This is a genomic window from Peribacillus sp. NPDC096447 (assembly GCF_044762725.1).
Classification (GTDB): domain Bacteria; phylum Bacillota; class Bacilli; order Bacillales; family DSM-1321; genus Peribacillus.
Map to the genome: position 1 here is coordinate 47,933 of NZ_JBIWEV010000003.1, position 15,779 is coordinate 63,711.

Annotated in this window: 17 protein-coding genes and 1 pseudogene; 3 read left to right on the plus strand and 15 right to left on the minus strand. The window is 36.2% G+C overall.

Features of this window, described 5'->3' with window-relative positions:
- Positions 1-105: 105 nt before the first annotated feature.
- The 8 genes from resA to ACIQZD_RS11480 form a co-directional block, all read right to left on the minus strand.
- Positions 106-633: a thiol-disulfide oxidoreductase ResA gene (gene resA, locus ACIQZD_RS11445; RefSeq protein WP_402902232.1), complete on the minus strand. Its 528-nt coding sequence runs from the start codon at positions 631-633 to the stop codon at positions 106-108.
- Between the two features lie 884 nt (positions 634-1,517).
- The gene (locus ACIQZD_RS11450; protein WP_402902237.1) at positions 1,518-1,820 is read right to left on the minus strand and encodes a hypothetical protein; all 303 of its coding nucleotides are present in this window, start codon (positions 1,818-1,820) and stop codon (positions 1,518-1,520) included.
- Between the two features lie 246 nt (positions 1,821-2,066).
- Positions 2,067-3,332 (minus strand): D-alanyl-D-alanine carboxypeptidase family protein, encoded by a 1,266-nt coding sequence (locus tag ACIQZD_RS11455; protein ID WP_402902240.1) that lies wholly within the window; start codon positions 3,330-3,332, stop codon positions 2,067-2,069.
- A gap of 350 nt (positions 3,333-3,682) precedes the next feature.
- Positions 3,683-3,811, minus strand: a complete 129-nt coding sequence (locus ACIQZD_RS11460) for a hypothetical protein (RefSeq protein WP_402902243.1) — start codon at positions 3,809-3,811, stop codon at positions 3,683-3,685.
- Positions 3,812-4,207: 396 nt separating this feature from the next.
- Positions 4,208-5,347, minus strand: a complete 1,140-nt coding sequence (spoIIP, locus tag ACIQZD_RS11465) for a stage II sporulation protein P (protein WP_402902246.1) — start codon at positions 5,345-5,347, stop codon at positions 4,208-4,210.
- A 192-nt stretch (positions 5,348-5,539) separates the two neighbouring features.
- The gene (locus ACIQZD_RS11470; RefSeq protein ID WP_402902249.1) at positions 5,540-5,884 is read right to left on the minus strand and encodes a hypothetical protein; all 345 of its coding nucleotides are present in this window, start codon (positions 5,882-5,884) and stop codon (positions 5,540-5,542) included.
- 645 nt (positions 5,885-6,529) lie between these two features.
- On the minus strand, positions 6,530-6,781 hold the full coding sequence (locus tag ACIQZD_RS11475; RefSeq protein ID WP_402903702.1) for a chromate resistance protein ChrB domain-containing protein: 252 nt from the start codon (positions 6,779-6,781) through the stop codon (positions 6,530-6,532).
- A 113-nt stretch (positions 6,782-6,894) separates the two neighbouring features.
- Complete coding sequence (locus tag ACIQZD_RS11480; protein WP_402902252.1) at positions 6,895-7,062, minus strand: hypothetical protein; 168 nt, start codon at positions 7,060-7,062, stop codon at positions 6,895-6,897.
- Positions 7,063-7,275: 213 nt separating this feature from the next.
- On the opposite strand from ACIQZD_RS11480, the pseudogene ACIQZD_RS11485 reads away from it, so the two are divergent.
- Positions 7,276-7,878 (plus strand): annotated as a pseudogene (locus ACIQZD_RS11485) (cell division protein FtsZ); the annotation flags it as partial.
- A gap of 264 nt (positions 7,879-8,142) precedes the next feature.
- On the opposite strand, the gene ACIQZD_RS11490 reads toward ACIQZD_RS11485, so the two are convergent.
- From ACIQZD_RS11490 to cdaS, 5 genes are all read right to left on the minus strand, one after another.
- A complete protein-coding gene (locus ACIQZD_RS11490; protein WP_402903705.1) occupies positions 8,143-9,291 on the minus strand; it encodes an acyl-CoA dehydrogenase family protein in 1,149 nt (382 codons plus the stop codon).
- A 110-nt stretch (positions 9,292-9,401) separates the two neighbouring features.
- Positions 9,402-10,649 (minus strand): GTPase family protein, encoded by a 1,248-nt coding sequence (locus ACIQZD_RS11495; RefSeq protein WP_402902255.1) that lies wholly within the window; start codon positions 10,647-10,649, stop codon positions 9,402-9,404.
- Between the two features lie 117 nt (positions 10,650-10,766).
- Positions 10,767-11,519 carry a PadR family transcriptional regulator gene (locus ACIQZD_RS11500; protein WP_260357622.1) on the minus strand — a complete coding sequence of 251 codons (753 nt, stop codon included), beginning with the start codon at positions 11,517-11,519 and terminating at the stop codon, positions 10,767-10,769.
- Positions 11,520-11,763: 244 nt separating this feature from the next.
- The gene (gene map, locus ACIQZD_RS11505; RefSeq protein WP_402902259.1) at positions 11,764-12,510 is read right to left on the minus strand and encodes a type I methionyl aminopeptidase; all 747 of its coding nucleotides are present in this window, start codon (positions 12,508-12,510) and stop codon (positions 11,764-11,766) included.
- A gap of 254 nt (positions 12,511-12,764) precedes the next feature.
- A complete protein-coding gene (gene cdaS / locus ACIQZD_RS11510) occupies positions 12,765-13,385 on the minus strand; it encodes a sporulation-specific diadenylate cyclase CdaS (RefSeq protein WP_402902262.1) in 621 nt (206 codons plus the stop codon).
- Positions 13,386-13,660: 275 nt separating this feature from the next.
- Here cdaS and ACIQZD_RS11515 point away from each other — a divergent pair, with 275 nt between their 5' ends.
- Positions 13,661-13,981 carry a 2Fe-2S iron-sulfur cluster-binding protein gene (locus ACIQZD_RS11515; protein ID WP_101222115.1) on the plus strand — a complete coding sequence of 107 codons (321 nt, stop codon included), beginning with the start codon at positions 13,661-13,663 and terminating at the stop codon, positions 13,979-13,981.
- Positions 13,982-14,062: 81 nt separating this feature from the next.
- Here the strand turns inward: ACIQZD_RS11515 and ACIQZD_RS11520 are convergent, their stop codons facing one another.
- Both ACIQZD_RS11520 and ACIQZD_RS11525 read right to left on the minus strand, forming a co-directional pair.
- A complete protein-coding gene (locus tag ACIQZD_RS11520) occupies positions 14,063-14,443 on the minus strand; it encodes a VOC family protein (protein ID WP_402902266.1) in 381 nt (126 codons plus the stop codon).
- A gap of 189 nt (positions 14,444-14,632) precedes the next feature.
- Entirely contained in the window at positions 14,633-15,124 is a 492-nt protein-coding gene (locus ACIQZD_RS11525) for a hypothetical protein (protein ID WP_402902269.1), read from the minus strand.
- Between the two features lie 153 nt (positions 15,125-15,277).
- Here ACIQZD_RS11525 and ACIQZD_RS11530 point away from each other — a divergent pair, with 153 nt between their 5' ends.
- Positions 15,278-15,745, plus strand: a complete 468-nt coding sequence (locus tag ACIQZD_RS11530) for a DinB family protein (RefSeq protein WP_402902272.1) — start codon at positions 15,278-15,280, stop codon at positions 15,743-15,745.
- The last annotated feature ends 34 nt before the right edge of the window (positions 15,746-15,779 follow it).

Sequence of the window (15,779 nt, forward strand, 5' to 3'; positions counted from 1 at the left end):
AAAAGACACAATATCATTTGGTATTCGTATGTATTTACTGACAGTCCTTTTTTATACTTTAAACTATTTTATCTACTTCTTAATATCTTTATCATTATTCTTTTCCTATGGCTTAATTCTCTCCATATGCGTTTTAATATCTTCTTCTGTTAATCCCCCTGTAATTTCATCAATAACTTTTCCATCCTTATCTATTAAGAAGGTAACGGGCAACGGATTTACCTTATACGCCGATTGAACCTCTCCACCTTTATCGTTTAGAATGGGAAATGAAAGTATATATTTGTCAGTGAAGGTCTTCACTGCATAATCAGATTCTCCTACATTCACAGCCAAAATTTGGACACCCTTTTCTTTGTAATCCTGGTATTGGTTATCCATGAATGGCATTTCTGTTTCACATGGTTTACACCATGTACCCCAAAAATTAAGAAAGACACCTTGTCCTTTGTACTCAGAAAGCTTATGTTTATTACCTTCCATGTCTGTAAGGATAAAATCAGGAGCTTCTGAGTTTAATTCGATTGAATTCATTTTATCTTTGTTAAGATTGGTATATAAAGCGTATACCACTGCTGCTGACAACCCTATAAGGATAAACGTTCTCATAATAAGCCGCTTTTTTTTATCCATCAACTTCACCCCCTATCCAATGATTCCTTTAAAGACACTCACATGCACTCATACATAATCACCTCCGAAAATCCCTCCTTTTCAAACTATTAAGAAAGGCTTAAGGACAAAAGTTGTTTGATAAAAAAGAGTTGTTCTTTTAAATCCTCACTTCTACCAATTTTTCATTTTGATTTTTTTATCATACCTAAAAAGTTTGCAGATTTTATGGAAAAAATGAAAATATTTAAAGAAAGTATTAGAACTTGGTCAACAATCCCCCCCATACTTGTTTGTGACAAATTTTGTGATAATGAAGAATTCACCTACTTCTCCATATATACCCTTCAGGGAAAAATCACCTTCTGGTAAAGTCCCGTAAAAGGTTTTATTTTTGCAAATTGTAATTTCCTATCAGAGTCTTTTCACTAAGAAAAAAGTTAATTCATCACTGTATCACAATGATGAATTAACTTAATACATTTAGTCCTTCTATTCACTTTCTTTTTTGAATCTCCTGTTGTTTCTCGATTGTATTTCTATAATCGTTATCCTAAGGATTTATAGGCTTAAACCCTTTCGGAGTATAAAAGCGTAAAAGGTCTCCGTATAGGACTTTGTCTGAAAATTGGAGTCTATTCTCGACCATCTTTTCAAAAACATCAATTTCTTTATTTTTGTCCACTTCTTTCCTAGTTGATGTTTCATAGTATTTATCATCAATCTTGGTGACGGAAAGGTACTAATTGTGTTCGATCACTAGCTTTCCCCCCCTTTCTTCGTCTTTAGTTGTTATTTTGAATTTAAACGTCAGTTTTTCACAGCCAAATCGAACATAATTTCACTTCTGAAAATCATGTTCGATTCAATCAGCCTTATAGAAGATAGTGAGTACGATTACGCACTCATTTTCTGATTATTACCTTTTCACCATCAATTGAAAGTTCCATCGCAAGTAAGCTTTTGTGGTCTAACTTCTGAAGTTTCCTGATTTCAGCAGGGATGGTAATTCCACCATAGTGAAAGACACACTTATTATAAATATTTTCTTCCAGACTCTTTTCGATAATTATATCGCTACCTTGTTGATAAACAGAAACCATTTCACCTTCCCTGAATGGCAGGAAATTTCTAATGGCTTTTGGAATATATAGTTGTCCGTTCAAATTAATTTTTAAAAATTCCTTGATTATAACATTATTACTCAACACTATCAGTCCCTAATTGAAATGAGAAAATTTTTAAGGTGTTAACTCCAAATCAGCGAAAGAACCCCCACGAGGGCTGTAAGAAACTGTTGATCGAATAACCTCTCTGACCTTTATCGAGTTATTATAAAAAGAAATGTGGAGAAATTGTGGAGATTGTTAAATTAGTACAAATAAACAACTTTCATCTGATCTGAATCTTTCTTTATTAAATAATTTATTGGAGTAACCACAAGGAAAAATTTTCTAACGGTATTTTTTGAAACGCCTTTTGTTTCTTCTAAATCCGATGAAGAAGTAAAGTACAGAAATACCTAAAAGTAAAGAAACAATATGATAATAAGAATAATATTTTTTTGGGTTTAAAGCTTCATCATGTTTTTCTTTTTGCCTGACTTCAATCGCTTCAGGCTTTTTTGCTTTATTTAACTGAAAGGAAGCAATAAGAGCCTGGTTTTGATTCCTGATTTCAAGAACCCCCGCATCCGTTATGTCTTCTCTGACTTTTTCATTTTTTGATATAGGAAAGGATTTATGAGCCTCAGTAATGAACGTATTGTTATTAGTCTTAAATTCTTTTCCCTTAGGGATATCGATAACTTTAAAACCATTAAAGGCATAGTCTAAAAGCTCGATTGTATCGTTATAGGACACAGCTTGTGTCTGCCCTTTCAATATTACAGCAATTACCGACATCCCTTCTCTCGTAGCTGTGGTAATTAAAGTTTGGCCAGACTGGTCGACGTAGCCAGTCTTACCTCCTGTTACCCCTTCATATGGTCGTTCCCTCATTAATTTATGGTGATTAAAAAGAGTGGTTTCCCAAGCCTCTCCTTTCCACTTCAGCTCTTTCGTTCCAAAGATTTCACGAAATTCTTCATTTTTCATGGCATATTTTGTAACCTTTGCTAAATCACGTGCAGTAGTTGTATGTTTGGGATTAAATAAACCATGTGGATTTTCAAAGTTAGTATCTTGCAGTCCAATTCCCCGCATATATTTGTTCAAGTTTGTTGCAAATGCCTTTTCTGAACTATCCAGGTGCTCTGCAATGGCCACACCTGCATCATTTCCAGAGTTAATAAGTAAACCCTGTACCAGTTTTTTCAATGACACCTTTTCATTTTTTTCTAAATAAACCCTTGTTCCATCCACATACCTAGCATTTTTACTAACCGAGACGATATCGTCTAAATTCCCCTTTTCTATTGCATAGATGGCCGTTGCCACCTTTGTTAGGCTTGCCGGGTACATGTTCAAGTCCGCATTCTTTTCATAAAGGACTCGTCCCGTTTTTTCTTCCATTAAAATTACCGCTTCACTATTAACATGAGGTGAATTTTTGGAATCCGCTGCTAGCACCTTAGAATAAAAAGGGGTATTCAATGTTATGGTAATCAAACAAAAAAACAATATTTTCTTCATAACTCCACGTAATCTATTGGCAATGACCAGCACTGTTTTTTTATCAGAATGTACACATACTTCTCTTATTGCGTCCTTTATAATCATAAAATTTCTACTCCTTATTTATTTAGCAAGCTAAATCACCGTTTATGTTAGAGCAAAAATATGAAGAAATTGTGGAGAACTAACTTTTGTAATATAGTATTAACAATAGTTTGTGTATTGTAATATAAAATGAAAGAATTTGTCTGATTAATTGCCATATATACACGAATTGTATGGAGACATAATATTTATCCATGTTTATTTAGATGTGAAATCCATTCACACATTTTTTTAGTATTTCTCCAAAATGATACAAAAAAAGCATGAAGATAAGTCTAATAAATTGGACTGTCTCTTCATGCTTTTATAGTTTTGGAAATTGAACTACCTCAACCCTCAATGTTTAATTACTATTTATGTTCATCCATATCCATATTATTCATATCTTCCATCTTCTCGCCCTTGCCGTTCTTCTCTTCGTCATTATTTGAACAAGCCCCTAATGCAAGAAATGTCGCTAAAATAATGGATAAGCTCAATGCTACCCTTAACCTTTTAAATACAGTATCCCTCCTAGGATAATTAAGTGGATATTTTGTCATGAACATGTGTAGAATTTATGGAGATGGTACTAACTAAAGATTATTCGAGTAAAGGAATATACGGAATATAATTTTGTTATTCCGAAGATTTTATATATAGTAAGATTTCTCAGCTTTTTGAATTTGCTAATAAAAATATCCATTTTCACTACCTCCATAAGCCATAATTTTTTTTATTTTCGTGATATCTCCTCGGAAACCAAATTTACTGTCGCTATGGTCATGCCCGTACCAAAACAGGCTATCACAAAGCTAGATAAACCAAAAAAATTATACATACATAACGTAATAGCAAAAGTTAACATCAAAATAATATGGGAACGTTTCACTATCTTATCCATTCACTTCCTCCGCTTCCCAATAGTTATCACTAAAAACCTCTGCAAATGCTTTAATGGTATTGGAAAGTTCAGTTAAATTGTTATCAACACCACCAAATTCAACCAATAAGGCTTTTTCGGAAATATCTTGGTTGTATATCCCATTCCCCTCGTCTTTCCCTTTTATGAAAACCCCACGACTTAGTCCAGGATATTTTTCCTCAAATTTTTTGTTGATTTCTTTTGCGTATTCTAAATTTTTCTCGTAATTTTTATGCTCTTTTCCAACAATGAAAAACAGCCTTGCATACTCTTTACCTTGAATAGTAGTTGTTGTGACTGCTTTACGTTGTGAATCTCTATGGATATCAATCAGTATTTTTAATTTATCGTTAGATCCCATTGCTTCCTGAACGTCTTTGCGAGTTAAATTGTATGAGCTTCTGTAGTCCAATTTTTGACTTTTTAAATTTGCAGCCATGTTTTCTGTATTGTGCTCTACCCCTATCCCTTTATTGATTAATTCATGGCTTAATAAATCGCCCACAGCAATTACATTGGCCCTTTGATCGGAACTAACAGCTTCATTTGGTGTTGTTGCCCCTTTTATAAAGGGGAGAAAAGCCTCCCAACTATGTGAATGATAAATATAGACAGCTTTTTCCTTCGGATTTATTGCATCTTCATGTTTTCCATCCTCTTCTGGTTGTTTTAAATTCTCTTCGGCAATTTCTCTATCTTTAAGGTAAATATCTAATGGTGGCCCTGATTCAACTGGCAAATTTGTTATATTGGTTCCTTTCCCCGCCACAGCGATTTCCGTGTTATAGATCGATAAGCCTGGTAATTCCCGGCCAAGCAATGTGCGAGTGTCATTTATTTTAAAATTTGTCATTGATTCAAAAGATAATTTCATGAGGGATGGGGAATTCATACTTTGCTTTTGATAAAAGTAATGATTCTCACTGTTTAATGCCAATATTAATGCTTGATCTATAGCAGAGTTGCCAATTATGCCATTTACAGTTCTGGAAGTGAAATTTAATGGGGATGTGACGAGAAAAGCTACTAATGAAAAGGTTAGTATCATTCCAACAAGTACCATTGCCATGTACCTGATGGGAGTAGTTATATATCTTTTTCTATTGTTCATATAATCACTCCTTTTCCCCAATTAAATATAAACGGGTAATCTAGAATCTTTTTTTATTCAATGTATCTGCCAATAAGTTATCTTTATCAATCTCATCTCTTATCTCTCAAATGAATCTGCTGAACATAATGTTAGGTCTTTGGTTGAGATACATGAGAATATAAATTAAAGGGCGAACCATTACAGGCAAAACTAATTGTATATTTTATAACGAATATAATTGTAGTTTGATGTTGGAACAACTTTTAAAACCTTTCCACTCTGATTTTTGTAGAGTTCATATTCACGATAAGTTTCTACAAGATAACCATCTATAACTTCCTTATTAATAAGCCTTTCATCTAATTCAAAGGATAATGATTCTTTCTTTTGATCAGATTCAGCCATAGCTGGTTCACTTTCATTTTCACTTTCTTGTCCAATTAAAAGGGGTTCTGTGTTATACAAGGACTCCAAATAAGACGATTCTAGATATAAAGTAGGTATTATGATCATTAAAAGAAAAACTATAGGACTGATTTTCACCCTCTTTTTCACTAAAAGATCTTCCTTTCCTGGTCAATTTTATTTTTTAATCATTTTATGGGTACCCATTCAATTAAATGTCATTATTGATAAATATGCAGATTCTATGGAGATTCTTATCTAACGATTTACTGGATAAATATATAGGCATCACAGAAGATTATATTGATTAAAGATTACATCGGATCAGAGAAGATACTTTGATAAAAGTAAAAACATTAGAGAATATCAAAATAAAAAAACTCATCTAGATTTGACGAGTTTTTCGTTATTGCTATTCATTACAGTTCATCAAACGCACCTCTTCTATATCAAAGCCACGCGAACTTAATATTGAAAAGAAAAATTCTTCATCTTGTTATAATACTCTTCTACAAAAACACTAGAACGGTGTTTATAAGCTGATTTATAATCTGTTTGATGATATAACGGTATTCTTGTTAAGTTTTTTATTGGAATATATTCCTCTACAGTAAGAGGACATATATTTATGCTTTCTAAGTGTCTTTCATCTAAGGTCCTATCTATATTTTTTTTACTTTGCAGATCCCCCAATATATAACTTGTTTTAACGATATTTGAGCATACAAAGCATCAAATAAGATACTCCCTCTCTCTAAAGCCGTTATATCATCAGGACTAGTTAATCGAATTCCGTCACAAAATAAAATCAAGTCCCGGTGCAATTGGCTCCAGAAATACCTCTTGTATGGTATCAGCTTGATCTACAATTTGAGCTATTCGTTCTAATATCGGGTCTTTAATTTTAAATTCTCGCAACATGGTGTGGAATGAACAATGTCCTCTTCGATGAGAAAGTCGAACCCCAGGAATATCAAATGGTTCTGCTTCTTCTGGTAATGGCTTCTGACCGTTTGGAACAAATAAAAATTCTGCTTCTGAATCAATCCACTATATGATGAGCCATGAACAAGCCATTCTGTCTACTCCTACATTTTCCCAGGTAACCGATTTCATCCATTTATCCCTCCTCTGGCATTTTGCAATTCACTCAAAACACGTTACCCTAGTTCAGATTCAAAATAATCTTTTATTTTAATTTGCTGATATTTCTTGGAGAGAGAAACAAGGTCGATCTGTTCTTTTTTTAACTCTGCTAGTATTTCGACGTACTCCTGTTCAATTTGCTCCTTAAATTCTTTGATTATATCTTCATCTTTCATACCCAAGAACAGTTGTGATTCCCATAGAGATGCTTCTCCTCCTAGTTCTTTGATTTCTACAGTTAACCATTGAAAATGCTCCTTAGTCTTTACCTCACGTTAGTTGCTTTGCCGACTAATCCGTGCTTCACTTTCAAATGGGAGTTAATTAAATGACCGTGTAACCTTAAGATCCGATGAGTTATGCGATTGTTTAATGTACTACAAATGTTGCCATATAAGCGTGCAGCACAAGCAGCAGGCGGAATCGTTTCAATGAAGAAAGTAGTGGACACATTAATTGTTATTCCAAACGATCGCTTATTGGAGATTTTACATAAAAATACACCCATGCTTGAAGCATTTCGTGAAGCGGATAATGTTCTTCGCCAAAGTATCCAAGGTATATCGGATTTAATTGCTGTTCCAGGTTTAATCAACATTGATTTTGCAGACGTGAAAACAATCATGGCCAATAAAGGGTCTGCCTTAATAGGAATTGGCAGAGCAACAGGTAAGCATCGCGCTGCAGAAGCTGCAAAGAAAGCCATTTCCAGTCCGTTACTTAACACTTCCATTGACGGAGCCCAAGGTGTGCTAATGAAACTCACAGGCGCCAATATAAGTCTATATGAAGTACAAGAGGCAGCAAATATTGTTACTTCTGCGGCAGACTACGAGTTAAATATGATTTTCGGTTCTGTTATTAATGAAAACTTAAAAGATGAAATTATAGTAATTATCATTGCCACTGGCTTGAATGATCAGGAGGTTCCATCATTAAAATTGTCTGCCCGTCCTTTAATAGCAGAAATGGAAAAACAATTGTCACAAGAGTTTTGATGTAAAAAACTCACGTTTAGTATTTGACCCAACCCTGGAAGTGCAATACCCAAAAACATGTAAAATTATTGAAGAATGCAAAATACGAATATTATAAATCACCAAGACCACTGTTAGATGAAGGTCAAATAGAAGGTATGGAGCAAGAATTATCTGAAAGTCTAGAAAATCAATCCAAGAAAACATCTATGTTAGAAAATGAACAGAAAAAACACTGAAACGAATAATTCATTTCAGTGTCATCAATAAATATGCAAATCGTACTTAATAAAGAGCTGATTTTGCGAGCATCGTGATAGTCGCATCATCCATCGGAGGATTATGAAGACCTGCACGTACATCCCTGTAGTAGCGTTGCAGGGGATTATTCCGTTGTAAACTTTTGGCTCCGACGACCCTCATCGCTTTATCGACGATGGAAATCGATTTGTTGACGACCGATAACTTAACAGCACCCAATTGCTTCGATAATTCATCATGATCTTCAGGCTGCCGCACCCATTTTTCTGCGACAGAGTAGAGGAAATGGTGTGCTTCGCCCAATGCCAGTTCCATCTCCCCAATGGTACGTTGGACATTCGGGAGATCCCTGATTGGTCCTGGTAAGCTATTGGGAGAATAGGTTTTCGCAAATTCGACTGCGTAATTTCTGGCAGCCACTGCAATTCCCAAGTAGCAAGCCGGTATATGTAATAGCCACGCTTCAGGTTTTCTTTTTTCACCAGGATTGCTTTTTGTGACATAATACTTTTCAGGCAGGCTGACATCAGTTAACACCAAATCATGACTTCCTGTCCCCTGCATGGAGATCATATCCCAAGTTTCTTCTATACTTACACCCGTTACATCACGATGAACTAAAAAAGTGCCTAAACACTCATCCTCGGGTACCCATGCCGTTACAAGAAAAATATCAAGGATGGGGGATAGTGTAGTAAAAGTCTTTCTGCCATTCAAATTCCATTGTTTACCCTTTTTGATAGCGATCGTTTCCGGTCGGCCTCCGCGCGTCGGGCTTCCCGTTCCAGCCTCAGATGCTGCCGTATTGATTAGAGCTCCTTTCGACACTTCATCAAACAACTCTTTCATGACTTCTTTTTCCCACGGTCTCTTCTCCGTTAAGGAGAGGACGGTTCCGACATGCCAGCCTATTCCTAAGGCTGTTGGGCCGCAATATTGAGCTATTTTTTCTTGGCATAGGAGAAAATCATATAATGAACCGCCGTACCCTCCATCCTCTTTTGCTAACGTTAATTGGGGATATCCGAATTCTTTTAACTCCTGAATGTTTTCAAAAGGAAATCCCTTTGACTCATCAAGAGCCTCAGATCGGCCGGAAAAGGACTGAATCGCTTCCTCTAATTTTTTTATATATTCTTTTTGCTTCTGTGATTGAAAAAATGAAATGAAAATCACCCCTCCTATAGTAAACAAAATTCCTGAACCATCCAGCAGCAGAAACAGAACTGCTAACTCCACTTTATCATATCACCTTAGTGTAGTTTATGGTTCGAATCTGCCCATTAAGAGTCGATGTCTTCATTTTTATATTCTTTGTTCGCGTTCTTGTAAGCTTCCTTAGCCTGATCAATATTTTTGTTTTCGAGAAAGTAAGCTATCGCTGCTTGCCCGATTCCATATGTGACTGCGCCCGCTACCGCACCCGAAACGGCTAGGCCGGCTCCTGGGATGAAACGTACTGCAGCCCTGACACCTTCCCTGACAAGGAGACCGATTCCGACATTGATCCCTAATGCTGCAATGAATTCACTTGCCGTTTTTGTATTGATTTCTTTATCCGCGATAAAACCAATCACCACAATCATCAAACCTTGAATGCCGGTCAAAATTGGAAAGTCAGCAAAAGGTATTGGCTCTGCACCGATTAAACCTGCGATTGCCGTAAACGTTCCCACTATCGTCCGTGCGAATTTCTTCTTTACGAATTGGCTCTGCATCGCTTTGGCTGTCTTCAGCTTCGCTTCACTGGGTAAGGCCTCAATCAAGTAATCAGAAAGCAAATCTATGTTCCAACGCATATCATATTCAATATTTCCGCTTTCATCAAAATCAATATAAGAACAGGTAGGAATGATGTTCAAAAGTGGTATTTCACTCTCTATAAATCGTTTTGACATCAAAGCGATGGCTTCATCAATATTCTGTTTTTTCTTAGGATTGGCATCAAAAGGTACTTGCTTATAATGTGGCGGATCTAATTCATCCACTTGGGTGACCACACAGATGACGGGTACATCATAATGGTGATTCTCTTTAACGATCTTACGAAGCTTATTCAATTCTTGTAAATCTTCTTCAATCCGTGAATCCGTTTCTTTTGCTTTAATCAAGAAAAGAAACACATCAGGCTGTTCTTCGGTTACCGCTTTTATCAATTCATCCAATGGTGTTTCTTCTTCGAACTCTTCCGTAGGAGCTTCACTCTCACCCAGCCCCCGTGAGTCCAGCAAACGGATTTTGGGCTCGGCATCACTCGGGTACCATAGCCATTTTCCCTTACCCGTTCCAGATTTAACGGAACTGACATATTGCCGTTCCTGACCAAACATCGCATTGATCAGTGATGATTTTCCAGAACCTCGCCTTCCGACAAGAGCAATTCGCGGTTCCCTTGCATCGACTGTCATCGTTTTAAGCTTTAAGAGCTGGTCGAGCATTTTGTTCTTTTTCGATTGTGAAATGGGCAGCTTATCTACCTGGCCTTTAATGAAACTGAATATGCTTCCCATTTCATCGTGTTTTCCCACCATCACTCATTCCCCCTTGTTAAGAAGTGTTTTAAGTAACATTTACCCTTGAACGATTCAATTTAAGCATGTAACTTCATTCTCCTTGCAAAATTAAGGGGCTCCATTTCTTATATTCATTTAACTCTTTTCTTTTAAGAACATAATGACACTGGCCATGTATTTTTGGATTTCCTGGACTTGAAAGGCGGCAGAATCCGCAATCTGTTTGTAATGATGCTGTCCTTCGTCGGTGATTCGTAAATAGCGTTTAGTTCGTTTTTCACTTTCCCACCTGCCGACAAGAAGCCCGTTCTCTTCCATTTCATGAGATAAATCGTATAAATAACCGTTAGAAGCGATCCAACCGAACTGATTCTTAAGCAGATCGCCAATTTCCCCCATGTAAATGGGCTTCTTAGTGAAAGCGGCTTTTAAGGTTACATAACGGACAAGATCCTTCACCGATATTATTTTCGAGAAATACGACCTGTATTCTTCTGGAAGCTCATTAACAACCGGTGGGTTTTCACCAGATCCCCTTAAATCGAACATGAAGCGATCAATGACCTTTTTCACTTCGGAAAACCGTTCCAGGAAATTTTCTTGGTACCATATGTAAAGCTCTTTGCCTTTTTCCGTTATTTGATAATAATTTCTTCCCTTATTCGTATATAAGGATAAATGATTGGAATCGACTAGCGTATTGGATATTTTACATAAATAGTCATAGCTATGCACTTTTCCAGTGAACGTATTTTTCAGGTCCTGATGAATCGCCCTTGGATAATTCGCTTTTATCCTCAAAGAGTGAAGTAAGAAAATCGTTAAAAATTCCCGCTGGCTCAACCCAACCGTTTCAACCGTTGCAGACAGTTTCTCCCCTTTCTTCACTGTCAAAACCCCCTTTATATACTGTTTTTATAACACATCATTAAATATTTCTTCCTTCCCCTTATTATCCTGTGCTGCCACATAATAGTAAAGTTTTTAATGCCTAACTGCCTAGTACTAATTTTTCGGATTCGATCTATTGTGGGATGGATTGAATTCTGAGTATTCTGTCGAGGTTTATTATGAAATAGTTTAAAAATAAAAAGAAGAAACGGCCCATGATAAGGCCGTTTCTTCTTTTGGTTTACTGTTCCGTTAAAATGATCGGTTCACCTTTTGTAATAACAAGGGTATGTTCATATTGTGCGGAAAGCTTTCCATCTGCCGTTCTCGCCGTCCAGCCGTCTTGGTCCATTTTCATATGCCATGTTCCTGCATTCAGCATTGGCTCGATCGTGATGACCATACCTTCTTTTAGACGGGAACCTTTACCTGGCTTACCATAATGTAGGACTGTTGGGTCCTCATGCATGGTTTTACCAATTCCGTGACCTGTAAAATCGCGAACAACAGAAAACTTTTCACCTTCTGCATATGACTGGATTGCATGCCCGATGTCCCCGAGACGATTTCCTGCCCGTGCAACTTCGATGCCCCTGTATAAAGCATTCTTGGTTACATCCATTAAACGCTGAGCTTCATCGGAAACTTCACCGACCGCATATGTCCAAGCGGAATCCGCCAAACCGCCGTTAAGGTTCACCACCATATCAATCGTAACGATGTCTCCCTCTTTTAGGGCTTTCTTTTGCGGAAAGCCGTGACAAATTACATCATTCACTGACGCACACGTTGCATATTTGTAGCCGTTATAGCCCTTTTGTTCAGGTGTAGCACCATGCTCTGCCAAGTACTTATCGACAAATTCTTCGATTTCCCAAGTCGTGATGCCCGGTTTTATCATTTTTGCAATTTCTCTATGCGTCGCAGCAAGAAGTTTGCCCGCTTCATGCATCAAATTTATTTCTCGTTCACTTTTAATGGTTATCATTTAAAATCCTCTTTCGTTTTATAACTTTTCTGATTGAGACTCCTTGTTTATCATATGCCTTTTTTTATATAAAAAGCAACCAAAAACCCGGTAAAAATCACCGGGTTAATTAATTCATGGCCTTTTTTGTACCTGTAATTCCGAGAAAAATAAAAAATGAAAGCCAGCGTTTACGTCTTTTACACAAATGAATATTCCAGGTGAGAATTACCTAGAATCTATAATCACGATTGGACATAATTGTCTCATAAATTTTATATAGGCCCATGTGTATTAATCGGGTACAGATTTCCATCTAACGCAAATGAAACTCTTCCTGTTTCTTCTGATACTACCAATACCAGGGCATCACTTCGTTCAGATAAACCTAATGCAGAGCGGTGGCGTGTTCCAAGTTTTTTCCCCCCTGTTGATCTGTCTGAAAGCGGAAGGACATTTGCTGCGGAAACAATCTGATTTTTATTAACCAAAACGGCACCATCATGCAGTGGATTTCCAGGGAAAAAAATTGATTCGAGTAAAGAATGGGTTAACTCCGCTCCTATTGAAATACCGGGTTGAATCAATGAATCAATAGGGTCTCCCCGTTGAATCACAATCAAGCCGCCATGTCTCAAATTCGACAAATTTTGTACGCAAGTTGATAACTCGGGATATTTGTCCGTAAACGGTGACAAATAACAATTCAAATAAAATGTAGCTGCTTTCATATCGATGTATATAAATTTTTCCTTTATTTTCTCGAAATTTCCAAGAAGACAATAATTTTCATCACCCATTGCTTCTAAGTTATCCTGTAATGCTGATATTACTTGTCGTAAATCCTCTTTTAACATTTGTTTCATTGGTGAAAAATCACAATTGCCATTATTCACAGTCATGCACCTCCCCTTTATTATTTCACTCTCTTTCTTTCAATAAATCTTAATTGGCCTCTAAAAGACCAATCTTATTTTTCGTACCTCTAGTTATGCCTAGTTAAATTTATAATTATGAATGTACTTAAAGTTTGTCTTCACGATAATTAATTATTCATCTTTACTATCAATTCAGTAATGACTTCACATTTTTTTATGTCATATGGACAAGGTAAAAGAATAGATATATTAATGACCTGTTGAAAGATATTCTAAATAAGAGGTGGTATTAGATGCCTTATGTAACCGTATTTGACCAAGGAACGTTTGAAGTTGAAATGGGAAAAAAATTAGTATTAGCATTGGAAGATAACGGTATAAATATTCTCCACCGATGCGGCGGGAAAGCTAAATGTACAACTTGCAGAGTTGAAATATTGGCAGGTGATTTTTTGGAGGTCACACATAAAGAAAAAAAGATCTTTGAGGAAAAAGGAATGGAAGATCATTTACGTTTATCTTGTCAAATTTACGTGAATGGAGACATTACCGTTCGGCCGATCAAGACGGTAGAAAACTCTGGAATTCCTGCTGGGCCAAGGCCTGCTGACTGAATAGTTTCATAAGTGTCGCAGTTTAATCAAAAAACATCAAAACAATTGTTTTGATGTTTTTTTAATCTTTAGCCAAATGAATTACTTCTTTTCCATGACCGCAAAGTAATTATCTTCATTATCAGCAAAATTGAAGACTCTTCCAGATGGCATATTTACAAGCTCTCCCACTTTGATATTCTTCTCTGAAAAGTCTTTATATAATTCATCAAGATTATCCGAGTAAAACATTAACGAAGGTGTATTAAGATTTAATTCAGGCTGCATTTTAGCAATGAATTCCTTATTATGCAGGATGATACTCGTTTCTGCTCCCTTTGTTGGGGCTATTTCAATCCATCTTAGCCCTTGGCCATTATCTTCTTCAGAAATTACGCTAAAACCGAATTTTTCCGTCCAAAATTTCAATGACTCGTCTTGGTTATTTACATATAACATAATTTGACCGACTTTATTAATCATTTGCTTCTCTCCCTTTCTGCTGGTTCCGTTATTAATTGAATCATTTATGTATAAGCATCATGTTGCTTGGAAATATATAACTGATTAAATGGTATTATAAATGCAAGATTTAATCAATATTTACCAAAATTGAATTTTCTTAGGGGAGTTTTTGAACCTGCACAATTGCTTAAGAAAAGCAGTGATCTCTTACGAATTTTGCTTAATTGTTTCTTCTACATATTCCAAGAAATCTGTATGTGTCGAATTCCCTTCCAGATATTGCGCTACCACAGTTAATGGAACTATAACTCTATCACTCTTTTGGGAGTAAAGAACCGTTTCTGTTTTAATGCCCCTATTCACTCCATCAAGTGCAGAAGAAAAATGATATACAGAATCATATTCATACCACTTAAAATCTTGATTTATATTCCTTTTTATAATTTCTCCAATATAGGCACCTATTCTTATCACAAAATTATCAAAATGATTCTTTAAAAGTTCACTGCCCGCTTGAGTAGTACATAATCTTTTCGTATAGGCATCTATATAGCGAATGCTTTCAATAGTGAAATCTAAATTTCTCTTTGTTAGGTTCTCTTGATCCCAAGTATCTTTTGAAACATCCTGATACATTAATTTCGCAATGCCTTTTAAATCATTTTTTATTAATTTTGTTCTATTTAAGGAACTGAACATATGACATTTCCCCTTTATTAATTATCTAAGTGTTAATTATAAGTCTACACCGGTAGATAAAAAAAGCTATGCAATCTTTATATACAGAAATTTGCAGGACTTTTCGAATTTTCACAGAACTTCTATACAGAGTATTTCTCAAAGGAGAGTGAAATGGTGGTTCTATCGAAAGAGGGTTTGTTAAATATATTGGAAGGCAACAGGAGCTTGACGTTGCGGGTGGTTGAAGCTTTCCCTGAAGAGGATTTGTTTCATTATACACCGGCCGGGAAACTTCGCCCTTTCGCAGAGATGGTTAAAGAAATCATGAACATTGAATCTGCATATATGCGTGGAATTGCACTTGGTGTATGGAAGTTTCCAGATTCGTTTGCCGGAATTTCTACCAAAGAAGAACTTGTATCAGCATGCGAAGCAGTAAGGGATGATACAAGGAAACTGTGGGAGGAAATGACCGAGGAAACGCTTGGAGTGGTTGAAAAGGATCCTTTTTTCGGTCCCTCACAAAGCCACTTTGATAGACTTCAATATGCCTTGGAAAATGAAATCCACCATAGGGGACAGGGTTATATCTACCTTAGAACACTCGGAATTGAACCACCGGAATTTTTCGTAAGATAATAATGCATCATGTAAATAAATTTGGAGCAATGAA

Excerpts from the sequence above, each read along its gene's own strand:
- ACIQZD_RS11530 (WP_402902272.1), top strand. The coding sequence starts at position 15,278 with ATGGTGGTTCTATCGAAAGAGGGTTTGTTAAATATATTGGAAGGCAAC.
- map (WP_402902259.1), bottom strand. The coding sequence starts at position 12,510 with ATGATAACCATTAAAAGTGAACGAGAAATAAATTTGATGCATGAAGCG.
- ACIQZD_RS11455 (WP_402902240.1), bottom strand. The coding sequence starts at position 3,332 with ATGATTATAAAGGACGCAATAAGAGAAGTATGTGTACATTCTGATAAA.
- resA (WP_402902232.1), bottom strand. The coding sequence starts at position 633 with ATGGATAAAAAAAAGCGGCTTATTATGAGAACGTTTATCCTTATAGGG.
- ACIQZD_RS11520 (WP_402902266.1), bottom strand. The coding sequence starts at position 14,443 with ATGATTAATAAAGTCGGTCAAATTATGTTATATGTAAATAACCAAGAC.
- ACIQZD_RS11495 (WP_402902255.1), bottom strand. The coding sequence starts at position 10,649 with ATGGTGGGAAAACACGATGAAATGGGAAGCATATTCAGTTTCATTAAA.
- ACIQZD_RS11525 (WP_402902269.1), bottom strand. The coding sequence starts at position 15,124 with ATGTTCAGTTCCTTAAATAGAACAAAATTAATAAAAAATGATTTAAAA.
- ACIQZD_RS11515 (WP_101222115.1), top strand. The coding sequence starts at position 13,661 with ATGCCTTATGTAACCGTATTTGACCAAGGAACGTTTGAAGTTGAAATG.
- spoIIP (WP_402902246.1), bottom strand. The coding sequence starts at position 5,347 with ATGAACAATAGAAAAAGATATATAACTACTCCCATCAGGTACATGGCA.